The following is a 13107-nucleotide window of genomic DNA, read 5'->3' on the forward strand; positions in this document are numbered from 1 at the left end:
AGGAAAGTTCACTCTGCCCCCAGTTTTCAGACGCCGGTCGTGACCTGACTCATCGCGAAGCTTATTCCCCGGTTTCCGTGCGCAACAGCGGGCCGAACGTCAGATAGAACGCGCTCGCATCGCCCTTGGCCCGTCCGTAGCCGAAGAGCACAGGACCGAAAAACGTATCGACACCCACGAAGATGCTCCCCGCCGGGGTCATCGATCGCCGGAAAATGGGGGTTCCGCGAGGCCCCCAGGCGCCCAGTTCGGCGCTGCCTCCCAGGTAGACCGGGAAGGACGCCAGCGCGCTCTGCGCTGTCATGCGACGGTAGTAGACGAGGCGGCCGAGGAAGGTCGTATCGGCCAGGATCGCGTTCTCGGGATAGCCGGAGAGGTGCGTCAGCCCGCCGAGCGGGCTGTAGGTGGCCACGATGTCCTCGCCTCCGCCCGAGGCGGAATAACTGGCGCCCAGCAGGAACGTGCTGCGACCGAACGTCATGGCGCCATCCCATCGGGCCTGCGTCACGCTGGCGTTCTGCACCGAACCCAGCGCGGTCAGATATTGACGCTCGGATAGATAGAGACGATTGCCGCGCTGCGGAAAGCCGGAGCTGTCCAAGGTGTCATGCAGCAGATCGAGGCTGACGCTGGCGATGCGGTTGCTGAAGCTGTTCTTGAACACATTCGGGTCGCCCACGCGCAGCGAAAGCTTCTCCTCGCCTCGCTCGATCGCCGCGGAGATGTTCCAGTCGTTGTCCGGTGCCCAGCCCAGACGAAAGCCTCCCACCCGGTCGCTACGACGCAGGACGGCGTAGGAGAGCTTGCTGTTGATGGTTAGCGGCAGGTTGTAGGCCCGATAGTCGACGTAGGGCGCGGCCGAGAACTGGCCCTGGTCGCCCCAGGGCTGGTGGAACTCCAGATGGATGTTCGTCAGCCGCCCCAGCCCGAGCCGCGCGCGCGCTTCGCCGCCGAGGCTGTTCAGACCGGTCGCGTTGAACTCGGACAGCAGCTGGTAACTGCTGTTGCCGGTGAAATCGTCGGACAGGCGCAGCGAGGTGCGCAGGAAATCCGGCCCCCAGCTCTTGTCCTCCGGCTCCACGAGAAGACCGGTCTGGCCGTCTTTTTCGATCGGCGCCCACTGGATGGTCTGGTAGTGGCCCTGCCCGTAGGCGGCGGTCACGCTCTCTTCCACCTCGTCGACATCCAGCGGCTTGCCGATGGCCGAGCTCATGCGATGGCGCACGTATTCGGCCGTCTTGCTGGAGCCGTGCGGCACCTCGACGAAGGCGACCACCGGCGCCGACCCGGTATCGGGCGACTGCTGGCCCTGTCGGATCGCGGCGTACTCCGCTGCCGGCACCCCGAAGCGCCGCAGCGGTGCTTGCACCGCATCGGCGCTGCGCTCGCCGGCGCGCAGGGCATCGGCCACCCGGTCGAAATCCTCGCTGGCGAGGGTGCCCAGATCCGGCGCGATGAGCAGATCCTGCGGGCCCAGGGTCTTGAGCTTCGCATCGCTCTCGCGCTTGAGCACCGCGACCAGCATCTGCCGCGCGACTGCAAAAGGCGAGTCGAGCTTGCTCACCGGTTCGAGACCCGAACCGACATCCACCACGATCATGCGCTGCGCGCCCATCTGCCGCGCCACGTCGATCGGCACGTTGTCCACCATGCCGCCATCCACCAGCAGTCGACCGTCCTGCTTCACCGGTGCGAACGCCCCGGGGATGGACATGCTGGCGCGGATGGCGGTGACGATGTCGCCTTGCGAAAAGACCACCTTCTCGCCCGAGCCGATATCCGCGGCCACCGCGCGAAAGGGGATCGGCAAATGATCGAAGTCGTGTACCCGCCAATCCTTCAGCAGCAGCCGGCGTAGCAGCAGGTCGAGGTTCTGGCCCTGCCTCAGTCCCTGCGGCAGGGCGACGCCGTGATGGCGAATGCCCACTTCGATACCGCCCAGAAAGCGCAGGTCGTCCTCCTTGGCGCGCATCGAACGGTGGCTGCGCGAGGGGTCGTCCGACAGCACGGTGCGCCAGTCGATACCGTCCAGGATCGTCTCGATCTGCGCGGCGCTGTAGCCGGAGGCGTAGAGGCCGCCGACCACGGCGCCCATCGAGGTGCCCACGACGCAGTCCACGGGAATGTGCTGGCGCTCGAGCACCTTGAGTACGCCGATGTGTGCGGCGCCACGCGCGCCGCCCCCGCCCAGGACCAGGCAGGTCCGAGGACGATCCGCTGCATGCGCGCTCGCGCCGAGAGCGAGCAGGACAGCCACGGCTGCGCGCAGCCAGCTGCGACGGACCACCGCTGCGCAGGCTCTCATTGCCATGATCCGTCTCCCCCGTGGTCCACCGCCGATGATGGGCCCAGCGCCGTCGTGCGCAAAGCCATGATCGTCACACGCCGCTTCACGCCACGCCACTCCATGCCACGCCGTCGCTGCTGGCTGACTCGCGTCGCGACCTGAAGCACCGCGTCTTGCTCCGATCTCCACACGAGGAAGCTCGGGCGGGGCCTCTAGAACTTCGTGGCTCCGGCGTTGTAGGCGCTGCAGGTGCCATCAAAGCTTTCCATGCCGTCGATCCTCAGCGTGCCCGAGCGCCGGTCGATGGAGATATTGGGTTTGTTGAGCCCATTGAGCTTGATCGAGCCGTCGATGCGGTCCGGCCTCACGCTCAGGTTGCGGATAGCAAACCACCCGTCGTCGGAGCCCGTAACGAGCGGTGGCAGCAGCGACTTCGGCACGCGCATACGCCCCTGGCCGTCACGGATCTGCACCTGCACGGTTCCGCTGACCTGTCCCTTGCCGACGGTCGTGTGGTCCTTGTACTCGTGACTTTTCTTGTCCCAGCTGTAATCGGTCTGGCTCTGCACCTTTTCACCCGTGCCCGTGCACACCAGATCGAGATCGCCGTTGCCCGTCTGGGCATGCGCGCCCTCAAAAGCAAGCATTGCTGCCATCGCGATGCAGGTAGAACTCAGTGCTGTCAGCTTCATGTCAATTCCTCCATGGTGGAAAGGGACAAACGCAACGAGTCAACGGTCAACGGAAAATGCAGAGGCTTCGTGCAATGAATATTCGCTGGCCTCACCACATGCCTGGTCGGATCAGCGGAACAGAAACTGGGTGATCGCCACCACCAAGGCGGTGGTGCCGAGGAAGGTACCGATAACGATCACGGTGGCGCGCGGCCAGCCTGTCTCGGTGAGCGCCCCGTAGGTTCGGATGCGCGCCCACACGTACCACACGATGGAGAAAATGATCAGCGCCCCGCCGGGGAGTGCATAGTCATCTTCGAGATCAATCAGCAGCATCCCCAGGGATAGCATGACCACGAGAGGCGAGATCAGGAACGCCTGGACCGCGAACGGGCCACGCAAGGTGTCGCGGGTGACGGCCTGTTTCTGACGTCGCAATGTGACCAGGGCAGCAATCAGGGCATAACCCGAGAACACGACGCACCGCGTGATGAGCATCCCTTGCTCACTCTCGAACAGGCGGTGCCCCACCGGGTTGGCCATGTCAGGCAGTGACTGCCGCGACAGCATTTCAATGCCATGGGCAAGCACGACCGACAAAATCAGCATGAGCACGGGGCTGACACTGGCGGCGAACTGCTTCTCCGGCGGGGCGGCAAGCTCACGCAGCACGTAGCGCGCCGACGCGGGCGGGTCGCGCAGGATCCGCCAGAAGGTCCGCGGATAGAACACCAGCCAGCCCACCAGCTCGTAGAGAAACTCCTCCAGCGCCCGCAGGATGCGCATCAGATCCATACCGAACTACCTCCCGAGCCGAGGGGTGCGTCGCCTGCCGGAAGCATGGCACACCGTCCAGAAAAGGGGACGTGGCCAACCACCCCAGGCAGGCGCCCCGCTCTGCCAGACGGCGAACGAATTTAATTAGCCACGCCCCCTTTATTTCGGCCCCAGCCTTTTATTGCTTCAACGCTATTTGTAGGTGGGGAAGCCGGGCGGCACTCTCGGGTCAAGCGGCACGGCATCGCCCAGAAACTTCGGGTCGAGCAGCATCCCCGAATAGGTGCGCGCTTCCGCATCGCACGTGAGCCTGGAGAGCAGCTTGCCATGCCTTTCGACGACGACGCCGCTGCGCTCGCTTGCGTCGGTGCGCTGATAGGTGGGGCTGACCGCCTCTGCATACACCGTATAGCTGGTGCCGCCATTATTCAGGCGCAAATAAACCAGGGTTCCCCGTCCGCCATCGCCGAGGCTGTTTCCGCTGGCGTACTCCCGTGCGGGCTGGGGACGGATGGGGAACTCCAGTTCCGTATGGCTGCTGCTGCCGAAGCGGTAGCGCAGCACACCAAACGGCGAGCCTTCCACGGGGGCCGCGCAGACGGCGATCCGCTTCTGCCCCGAAGGGCAGGCGAACAACACGGTTTCCCCGGTGTGGCACAAGGTGCCCTCCACCGGACTGCCGAAGTACGACTGTGCCTGCGCCTGTGGCAAGGCTCCGGCGGTAAGCACCAGCAGTGCCATGGCCGATGGCGAAAGACTGCGATCCGTTTTCATCACCCTGAAGCCGCTCCCTCAGTTATGCCGCAGGGACTACCCGCCCCTGCACCGCTTAGTTCACCCGCTCGATAGACAAACCGATCAGCAAAGGGAACATGACCAGATTGGCCAGCACATCGCCGTGTCGGGGGCGCCCGAACTTAATTAGCCACGTCCCCTTTAATTGTATCGGCGTTGGCTGGACGCCGGCATCGCAACCGATGATCTAAAGCGCCTGCGCGCCTATGCCCATCAGGAACGCGCCCTCGGCGATGAGCGCTTCCAGCACATGGCGCAACCCACGCTCGTTCGCCCTGCCGCCTGCCGGCCCCGCGGGCGGCCACCGCGGACCGACCCTCGCGAGCCGATTTAAGCCACGTCCCCTTTATCGTGGCGACGATGCGCAAGCATTAGCGCTGCTTATCGTCCGGCGCTGCTGGCTCGCCTGCACCGCGGAGGCCCAGAGGCATATCGTGCGGTCGATGGCTTGCCGAGAAAAGGAAAAAAGCGAGAAAAAAAGGACGTGGCTAATTAAGTCAGGCAACCGCCCTACCCTCCGGACGGCAGCAGAATTTAATTAGCAACGTCTCCTTTAATTGCGTCACCGTGCATGACGCCATCGATCCAGTGCGCGTAGTGGCTCACGCGCACGTTGTAGTTGGTCTGGCCGTAGAAGCCGGGATGAAGCAACAAGGCGTTGTCTTTTCCGCGCTTCCACGAAACCAAACCAGCGACCTGCGCATGCCCTCCAGTCTGGATGAGCACGGGACCGCCGCTGTCGCCGTCCCCTGGAACACCCTCCAGCGGCAGCGCCGCCGGCGGCCTGTCGAAGGTGTAGGTGAACCATCGGTCCTGGACGCCATCGATCGTGTTGAAGGCGCGGCGTAGCGCCGTGCGATGCGGGCCGTCCTGCCCATGCGTTCCGGAGCCGGTTGCGCCCTTGCCGATGATCTCGACGGTCTTCCGCAACTCGTCGCCGTGTCGATACAAGGCCAGCGGCGTGACATCGGTGACCGGCTCGGCCAGTTCCAGCAGGGCGACATCGTTCGAGGCCGCGAGGAACGCGATGATCCGCGTCGCATCGCCGGTCTTCAGCGCTTCGTCGATGAGCGGCTGGGGCAGTGGCCGGTATCCCGGGTAAAGCACGAGGCGCGCCACCTTCCGCGGCACGTGGTGGATGGTCACCGTGTGCACGCCCCCGGATTGCCACGTCACCGCGTGGGCGGCGGTAAGCACCCAGCGCGGCGCGATCAGTACGCCCTGGCCTTCGGTCGGCAGGTCGACGAGCGCCGGCAACGTGGTATCCGGCACTCGGTACCGCGCGTCGTCGACGTCGTGGCGAATGACCACGGCCCCGGCGGAAAACGAAAGCGCCATCAGCAGCAGGCCGGACGTTGTCGATCGCATGGACGAACTCGAGCAAGGAAGGAAGCCCCTCATTCTGCGCGGCCGGCGCACCGCGCGGCGGACGCAGAGCCGACGAATGCGGCCAGCGGTCAGGCGGAAAAGCGCTCGCGGTAGTCGTTCGGCGTCACGCCGTAGCGGGTGCGGAACGCATCGGCGCTGTTGAACCCCACGCCCGCGGCGATGCGCCCGATCGGGGCCCTGCCTTGCGTCAGGCGCAGGCAGGCCTGTTCCAGCCGCAAGGTCTCGACGAAGCGCGCCGGCGTCGTGCCGAACGTCTCGGCGAACACCCGCCGAAAGTGTCGCGGGCTCATCGCCACCTGCGCCGCCATGCGCGCTATGTCGACCGGCTCGTGCAGGTGCGCCAGTAACCAATCCACCAAGGAACCCAGGCGCCCGCCGCCTTGCGCCTGGGCCACGAGCGGCGTGGAGAACTGCGCCTGGTTGCCCGGTCGCTTCATGTACATCACCAGTTGCCGCGCAACCTCCAGCGCCACCGGCGCGCCGAGGTCTTCTTCCACCAGCGCCAACGCCAGGTCCATGCCCGCGGTCAGCCCGCCGGAGGTAGCGAAACGGCCGTCGCGCAGGAACAGCCGGTCCGTCTCCACTTGCACGGCCGGGTAACGACGCGCCAGGTCGTTGGCGAATCGCCAATGCGTGGTGACGCGGCGTCCGTCCAGCAAGCCGGCGGCCGCCAGCACGTACGCCCCGGTGCATACCGACACGATGCGCCGGGTGTCCCGCGCGCGCTCACGTAGCCAGTCGCGCAGGCGCGCATCGCTGGGAAGAGCCAGGCGTGCGCCCATGCCGCCGGGAATCAGCAAGGTATCCAGCGGTGGCACGTCCTCCAGCACGCGCTCCGGCACGAGAGACAAACCGTTCTCCGCCCGCACCGGTTGGGTCCCCAGGCCGAATACGCACAACGCGTACGGTGGCACGCCGGGCGCACACGCATTGGCGCCACCGAACACGTCCAGCGGACCGGCGAGGTCCAGCACCTGCATGTCGTCATAGGCGAGCAGGCCGATGGTTTTGGGGAGAGTGGGCACGAGCATCGTGCGGCATCGTAGCCGACACCAAAACAGGAGTCAGAGTGGACTTTTCGATCAGAAAGTCGAACCTGACCCCTGTTTTCCCGATGGCGCCGTAGATGCGTCCCTCGGGGTTCAATGCGTGGCTCTTCCCGGCTGCGATGCCTTCAGTGCCGACACCGATCGGCATGACGGTTGGACTGCCGTTGCTAGCTCGCCGCGTCCAGGCGCGCGGCCGGTGCATCGGACAAGCCATCACCCTCCTCCAGCGCGTTCTCGATGCGCTCGGCTACGCCGCGCAGATAGCCGGCCAGCGCGGCGCGTTTGAGATTCACCGGGAGAATCTCGTCGTCGATTGGGTGGGTAGTGGCGGTGAGTGCCACCAGTAGCTGCAACTCGTCGCAGAGATCGCGAAGGGCCTCGTAGTTGCTAAGGGAGAGCGCGATGCCGAACGTGTCAACGGATCGTTGCTCAAGGGACGGTGCACGATCCATGGTCGTGTCTCCTTGCTGCGTTATCGCCCTCGCTTGCGGCGACGGGGCAATAATGGACCGCGGCTCTGCTGAGCCCGCCGCCGATGCACGAACGGTTGCCGGTCAGCTGGCCGATGCGGCTCCGCGGTGAGGGCGGGCGTTTGCAGTACGTGGCTCTCTGGGCAGGCGTTGCCCCTCCACTTCATCGAGCACCCCTTGCACCTCAAGCGCGGCCTCAAAGATGCCCTCGCCCAGCGCCGATACCGTGTGTCGATGCAGCGATTCGGCACCGCCCACCGTCATCACATCTCCGTTGGCGGTGATCGTGCGGAGCAAGCGAACGAGCTGGTCGAACTGGTTGACGGTGACTCCGAAGGCAAGGCGTTCCTGCGTCATGGCGTGTCTCCCTGGGTGACGTGCCGGACAGCTTGATTTCTAAGCCGACCAGCAATCTATACAAGTCAGATTTCACTTACAAAAAGACTATATGTCACTTATAGTTGTCGTTTATAGACTTATAGTTTGTAGCCGTCAACCTCATGCACACGGATGCTTGCCCCATGAGCAAAGCATCTGCCAACGCATCGCCTCGCCTCGTGTTCGCACGCAACCTCCGGCGGGCAAGACGCCTTCAGGATCTATCCCAGGAAGCGCTCGCTTTGCAGGCTGGGCTCAGCCGCACCTACGTGTCAGAAGTCGAGCGCGGGATGCGCAACATTTCGATCGACAACATGGGGCTCCTCGCAGAGGCACTGGGCGTGCCACTTGGCGATCTACTGGACCTCGACATGCTTAAGCGCATCGCAACACGTTGAAGCCCACCGGACTCGACTGTCCGGTGGACCTCACCCCCTACGTTGGCCCCGCCTTTCGACTCCTGCGCGAGCGACATTCGCTCAGCCAGGAGCAGCTCGCTCTGAACGCGGGCCTCGACCGCACGTACGTCAGCGGCATCGAGCGAAGCTGCCGCAATCCTTCGTTGAAATCCATGCAGCGCATGGCGAGCGAGCTGTCTGTGTCTCTGGACGAAGTCTTTTCACTTGCTCGCGAGCTGGCGGAGCAAGGTCAGGATGTTCCGGCGCAGAAGCGAGTACGCGCCAAGCGCTAGAGCTTCCTGCGGAGTCGGGAGCCGTAGCGGAGAAGCTTGACGGGCGAATCGGACGCCAGGCGACGACCGGATTTAATTAGCCACGTCCCCTTTAATTTGAACTCGATCAACTCTTTAGCGTGCAAACTACCCTCTTTCATTTCCTCTTTGAACCAGTTTGCCATCGCAAAAACTCCTTAAAAGAACTGACTAAGTGAACATGCCCCCCCGCCAGATCGAGATCAAGCAAGCAAATCGAGCAAGGGGAAAATGAGCGCGCCCCGTTAGCTCCTGTTCTTCCGATCTGAAAGTCGAACCTGACCCCTGTTTTTTTTTGAAAAAATAAAAAGACGCTTTGCAAGCGAGCTCAGCAGCTGGCAATCAAAAGCTCAACTAATCAACCCGTTCTTGATGCAAAAAATGCCCCACTGCCTTAGCCGGGTAGCGAGCCGATTTAATTAGCCACGCCCTTTTAACTCGCTTTTTCGAAAACGCGGCCCAGCTCGCTCCCGAGCAAGGCGAAAGTGAACCTGACCCCGTTAGCCGCCCCGTTAGCCCAGTTGATCGCAGCCTCAGTGACAGACCAAGGTATCGCGTGTCTTGAGCATCTCATCCCGGAACCGGTCATAAGTGCTGTCGGGAGCGGCGAACATCAACGTGCATGCATTCCTGTCACCCAGCACCAGCGAATACGTTTCATGGATGGCAACGTTTCCATTGGTCATATTGACGTCTTCGGTCAACGACGGCAGGGCTCCGATGTATCCCTGAACCGGCTGTGCAGCCTGATACTTTCCTCCGCTGCGTTCGGCCAGATCCCGCCCGTAGTCAATCGAACGCTTCAACGTGTCCTGCAACGTCGTTACGGATCCATTCTTTTCTGCCACCAGTAGCTCGAAGGCGGCTACTGGCGCGCCCTGTTCGAGCTTGATGACCTTAACGGTTTCGCCGTTGAGATTTTCTTCTGGAGAAATCGCAGCCACTTTGACCTGCCATCCATCGGGCCACTGGATTTCATAAGGCGCCCGGGGTTGGGAAACGTCGTCACGTTGGGCCGTTGCCAGATTTCCTATCGTTGACTGTGATGACCAAAGATCGCCCACCAGAAGAAGGCTGGCTAGAACTAAATGACCAAGCGTCATGGAAAGCCTGAAGCGAAAACCGCTAACACGATGCAGCAGCCATGCTGTTCCGGCGGCCACCATGGCGGGAGCGAGCGCATAGCCTTGCGCTTTGGCGACATCACCACCCATGCGCTCCATGGCGACAGTAAAATTCGCTATCAGCAGCAAAGCGCACGACAAACCCCAGGCGAACCGCGGGATGTCAGCCCGATGAAGTGACTTCTGCTTTGTGAGAGGTGGTGGCAAGGCCTGCGCCCCTGCCTGACGACCGCATCCCTCGCATAACCCATTGGAGTCCAACTCTGTGTTGCAATGAATGCACTGCATCCTTTCCCCCTGGCTACTAGTGTAGATGCGAGTTCACCCTTGTACGGTACGTCCGCTTCAGGCCGACCTTCACCGGTCGATGGTGGTCCCGCAAACTTCACGAACAATTTAATTAACCACGCACCTTTGATTGGTAATGCATTTAATTAGCCACGCCCCGTTTAATCGTGCCCAAGGACGGCCACGGTGGGACAACCTTCGCGATCGGACTTAATTAGCCACGTCCCCTTTAATTATCTGGCTATCGCTTGATCGGAAGTGCGAGGCCAAAACAGGGATCAGGGTCGACTTTGGGGGCGAAGGCGCTCCAGAAAGTGCACTCTGACCCCAGTTTTTGCAGTCCTTGTGTTGCGCCGCCCCACACGCGTTGATCGCCGGCTCGTGAACTCTTGCCATGCGACGCATTGCAGCGCTCCAGCTCCATGACTGCATTCATAAAATCTTGTTTTGATACCTCAAGACGCACTGCGGCCCAGCGCATCTTCTCCGCCCGCTCATCTTCCTTTCTGCACGTGGCATCGCCCGCATGCCCCGCTCCCGCGAGAAGCAACATAACTGTCGACACAGCGAAAGATGCGCGTCGCAAATCGGAGGCCCTCATGAAAATATTTAAAAAGGAAAAACAGGCAATCCAGGGGTCAAAGTCGACTATTTACCCATCGCCGTCGATGGAAAGTGCACGCTGATCCAGCTTTGGAAATCGAACCTGACCCCTGTTTTGTTTTCGCCCTTTCATTCAGAAATCGACTACCGGAGCGGCCCCTGGCGGCGCGAGAGATGGATTAAGGAAGACCGCACGAGCGGGTAGACCGAGCGCGGCGCCATTCGCGCTTCGCCCTTCCCTCAGCAATATCATTTCTTCGCCTCGTTTCCAAAGAAACTTTTTGCCGACCATCTTGGCGCCATAGCCGTTCTGATAAGTGTCATCGTGCAACCGGGCCGGCTTGCCGTATTTATTCGCGAATGCGCTTTCAAGCACCTCAAACTGTTCGGGCAAGGCATCCATCGAAATGCAATACAGTCGATCTTTATAAAAGAGGTAAAAGATCTTAATCGCTGGTGCCCCTGCTACTGTGCGCAGCTGGATGTTCGATTCGCCCGGCGAGGCATCACAGTAGACCTCGCCCGGCGCCAAACGGGCCAACCCAGATAGAACTTTCTTTCCGCCAGAGTCAGAACATAGCGGCGTTGGCAAACTCTCCATCACTGGTCGGCGCTTTCCGAATAGGGAGCGTTTCACCCCCACCTCGGCGTCATAAGGCTCGCCCTTGGCTGCACTTTTGAACTCGCTCAGCGACATGCCAAGGTAAGCCACTTTGAAGTGGAACGGCTCAACAGGCCGCGCCGTCTGGCTACCTTTGGAGGGGCTTGCCACCTGGTCGTAGGCTCGCCCTGCAAACGAAGGAACGGTGAGAAATGAGCTCAAGATGCCCGCTAGAAGCATTACACCTGGGCGATAACAAAAAATCCCTTTCATAACGAAATCCTTCAATTTTAAAAGAACGGAAAGCCGGTAAAGATCAAGCCCACCATTCGACCAAAACAGAGTGTAGATTAACCGTTCAAAGCAACAGCTTCATAGAAAGTGCGCTCTGACCCTTGGCCTTTCCTGCCACTGTTTTCGCTGGATAAGTGAACCTGACCCCGTTAGCTGTTGAACAAAGTTGGCTCTATTGGAGAGCTACAGTTCGGACACACTCTTCGTACGCGCAAGGCCGACATCATATAATACCCCGCCCCCATTCCCCCATAGAAAATGCACTTTGACTTCAGCTCTTTGTTACGATTTTTATCCTGCCGCCCCTCTTATTCAATTCACAAAAGACCAAACCTATTTGCAAGCACAGAAAGTCCGCGCAATCTATAAATTGCAGCCCTCCCCTCTTGCTTTCTAACGAGAAGCCCAGCCGCCTGGAGTCGAGTCAAGTAATTGGACGAAAAATCTTGTCCAGAAGAAAAGCCAAAAGATTTAAAATCTTTTGATCTAGCCTGACCTGCCGCACCAATGTCGACAAGAAGTTTCTTATCTTTTTGTCTCAAACCCAAACCATCTATCTCGAGCGCCACGATCCTCTTCAACACCTCTGCAGCCAGATCATCGTCTATGCAATCCTCAATCATGGACTCGCCCATAATCCTATTGAACGACTCCTCCGTGAAGGGAATTTTTTGTGCGAGGATATGTTTCCTAACATCGGAGACAACATTCAGGCATATCGTATTGCAATATTTAAAAACAAACCTAATCTCACCATAAGATGCCTCATATAACATCTTATGTATTTTATTTGACAAAGGAGACTTGCCCGACGCCCGCTCGTGAAATTTTTCGACGCGGAAATCGACAGCATTGCTCAGCTCATCAAGAGATATTGGCAATAGCTCGAGGCCCGAGCCAGCAATTCTATCCGTTACACGCGAGTCAAGCGCCTGAACTAAACTATACAAGCCACTCTGACCAATTATCACCCACCACACTTTCTCAACAGAGAAAAGCGTGTCTCGAAATGACATTAATATTTCAGACAGCCGGTCATTATTTAAGTTTTCAACATTATCTAAAGCAATAAAAACACCATCGAAATCCAGCCTAGAAACAACCTCGGCGACGACAACAGAGATGGCATCTTGAAAATTCTCAAATGTCGCCTCAGAAACTGCAGGCATTTGAACGGACCTGCCGATGCCACCACCATTACCAAGAATCGAAATTGAAAAATCCCAAGAAACTGATGATTTTCCTCCAATCCATGATGACAATTTTTCAATCTGCGATGGAAGGTTTCGCGACCTAATGCGACACCACTCATCAACGTTCTTAATCAAAATCTGAAGAACTCTAAGCGCTATAACCCTCGCACTATCATCAGCCTGTAATGGGCACAAGGTCCTTGCTGCAAGTAACCGAGGGCCGCAGGATGCCCTGCCGCTCTCGAGCAGGTGCTGGAAAATATTAAAGAAACTCGTCTTCCCAACACCAGGACTGCCCGAAATAACAAAAACTCCCTCCGGCGCCGAATCAATAAATGTACAAAACTGAACCCCGTCGTCTGATCTTCCGACAAGAAGTGGAACATGATCTTCCGCAACCTTAAGAGGCTGGACGTTATATGGGCTCGCCGAGAATCCTAGTGCTGACCAGCTAGTGCTCATCAATAAATTCCCTT

13 protein-coding genes are annotated in these 13107 nt (G+C 59.9%); 2 read left to right on the forward strand and 11 right to left on the reverse strand.

What is annotated here, in order from left to right; translation table 11 throughout:
• Positions 1-61 precede the first annotated feature (61 nt).
• From ACQVBX_RS08425 to ACQVBX_RS08460, 8 genes are all read right to left on the reverse strand, one after another.
• Positions 62-2311 carry a patatin-like phospholipase family protein gene (locus ACQVBX_RS08425; RefSeq protein ID WP_431637883.1) on the reverse strand — a complete coding sequence of 750 codons (2250 nt, stop codon included), beginning with the start codon at positions 2309-2311 and terminating at the stop codon, positions 62-64.
• Between the two features lie 188 nt (positions 2312-2499).
• The gene (locus ACQVBX_RS08430) at positions 2500-2979 is read right to left on the reverse strand and encodes a hypothetical protein (protein ID WP_431637886.1); all 480 of its coding nucleotides are present in this window, start codon (positions 2977-2979) and stop codon (positions 2500-2502) included.
• A gap of 111 nt (positions 2980-3090) precedes the next feature.
• Positions 3091-3756: a hypothetical protein gene (locus ACQVBX_RS08435; RefSeq protein ID WP_431637887.1), complete on the reverse strand. Its 666-nt coding sequence runs from the start codon at positions 3754-3756 to the stop codon at positions 3091-3093.
• Positions 3757-3930: 174 nt separating this feature from the next.
• Positions 3931-4512, reverse strand: a complete 582-nt coding sequence (locus ACQVBX_RS08440; RefSeq protein ID WP_431637889.1) for a hypothetical protein — start codon at positions 4510-4512, stop codon at positions 3931-3933.
• A gap of 555 nt (positions 4513-5067) precedes the next feature.
• The gene (locus ACQVBX_RS08445) at positions 5068-5901 is read right to left on the reverse strand and encodes a S1 family peptidase (RefSeq protein ID WP_431637890.1); all 834 of its coding nucleotides are present in this window, start codon (positions 5899-5901) and stop codon (positions 5068-5070) included.
• Positions 5902-5990: 89 nt separating this feature from the next.
• Positions 5991-6953, reverse strand: a complete 963-nt coding sequence (locus ACQVBX_RS08450; RefSeq protein WP_431637892.1) for a GlxA family transcriptional regulator — start codon at positions 6951-6953, stop codon at positions 5991-5993.
• A gap of 185 nt (positions 6954-7138) precedes the next feature.
• Positions 7139-7423, reverse strand: coding sequence for an XAC0095 family protein (locus tag ACQVBX_RS08455; RefSeq protein ID WP_431637894.1), 285 nt, complete (start codon positions 7421-7423; stop codon positions 7139-7141).
• Positions 7424-7525: 102 nt separating this feature from the next.
• Entirely contained in the window at positions 7526-7798 is a 273-nt protein-coding gene (locus ACQVBX_RS08460; RefSeq protein ID WP_431637895.1) for a hypothetical protein, read from the reverse strand.
• Between the two features lie 164 nt (positions 7799-7962).
• Between ACQVBX_RS08460 and ACQVBX_RS08465 the strand changes: the two genes are divergently transcribed.
• Positions 7963-8217 (forward strand): helix-turn-helix domain-containing protein, encoded by a 255-nt coding sequence (locus ACQVBX_RS08465; RefSeq protein ID WP_431637898.1) that lies wholly within the window; start codon positions 7963-7965, stop codon positions 8215-8217.
• Between the two features lie 23 nt (positions 8218-8240).
• On the forward strand, positions 8241-8510 hold the full coding sequence (locus ACQVBX_RS08470; protein WP_431637900.1) for a helix-turn-helix transcriptional regulator: 270 nt from the start codon (positions 8241-8243) through the stop codon (positions 8508-8510).
• A gap of 551 nt (positions 8511-9061) precedes the next feature.
• Here the strand turns inward: ACQVBX_RS08470 and ACQVBX_RS08475 are convergent.
• The 3 genes from ACQVBX_RS08475 to ACQVBX_RS08485 form a co-directional block, all read right to left on the reverse strand.
• Entirely contained in the window at positions 9062-9751 is a 690-nt protein-coding gene (locus ACQVBX_RS08475; protein ID WP_431637902.1) for a DUF4946 domain-containing protein, read from the reverse strand.
• A gap of 925 nt (positions 9752-10676) precedes the next feature.
• Positions 10677-11417, reverse strand: a complete 741-nt coding sequence (locus tag ACQVBX_RS08480; protein WP_431637904.1) for a hypothetical protein — start codon at positions 11415-11417, stop codon at positions 10677-10679.
• Between the two features lie 338 nt (positions 11418-11755).
• Entirely contained in the window at positions 11756-13093 is a 1338-nt protein-coding gene (locus tag ACQVBX_RS08485) for a hypothetical protein (RefSeq protein ID WP_431637906.1), read from the reverse strand.
• Positions 13094-13107: the final 14 nt, after the last annotated feature.

The organism is Dyella thailandensis (assembly GCF_050749815.1).
In the GTDB taxonomy this organism is placed as follows: domain Bacteria; phylum Pseudomonadota; class Gammaproteobacteria; order Xanthomonadales; family Rhodanobacteraceae; genus Dyella_A.